Origin of the sequence: Paraburkholderia sp. RL18-085-BIA-A (assembly GCF_046027075.1) — a bacterium.
Taxonomy (GTDB): domain Bacteria; phylum Pseudomonadota; class Gammaproteobacteria; order Burkholderiales; family Burkholderiaceae; genus Paraburkholderia.
On record NZ_JARESU010000661.1, the window covers coordinates 1 to 359 of the forward strand.

Consider the following 359-nt stretch of genomic DNA (forward strand, 5'->3'; position numbering starts at 1 on the left):
CCGAGATCGGCCGGCAGGTCGGGATGGTCGATCCGTACCCGGCTCTTTTCGCGCAGTTCGGTCCAGAACTCGCCCAGCACCGCGGTCGGCGTGCTCATGCTGCCGCGCTTCACCAGCTGGTACAGCCGGTTCGCGGTCGGCGTGAGGCCGAAGCGGAAGAACAGCAGCGCGCAGACCTCGCGGTAGAGCTCGCGCGTCTTCGGGAAGTCGGCCTTCAGGCGCCCGATTTCGGCCGCCAGGCGGGTTTCATCAGGAAGGGCGTCGGACATGGGCTCAGGTTCAGTCAAATTTTGAACATAATATAACGTAAACCGCTTCATTTCTAATTGTTTATGGTCATAATTTTGACATTAACCGTA

1 protein-coding gene is annotated in these 359 nt (G+C 58.8%); it reads right to left on the reverse strand.

Translation table 11 applies throughout. The features are described from left to right. Positions 1-269, reverse strand: a 269-nt coding sequence (locus tag P0D89_RS54290) for a DNA-binding protein (RefSeq protein WP_408379889.1), incomplete at its 3' end; no start/stop codon positions are given. Positions 270-359 lie beyond the last annotated feature (90 nt).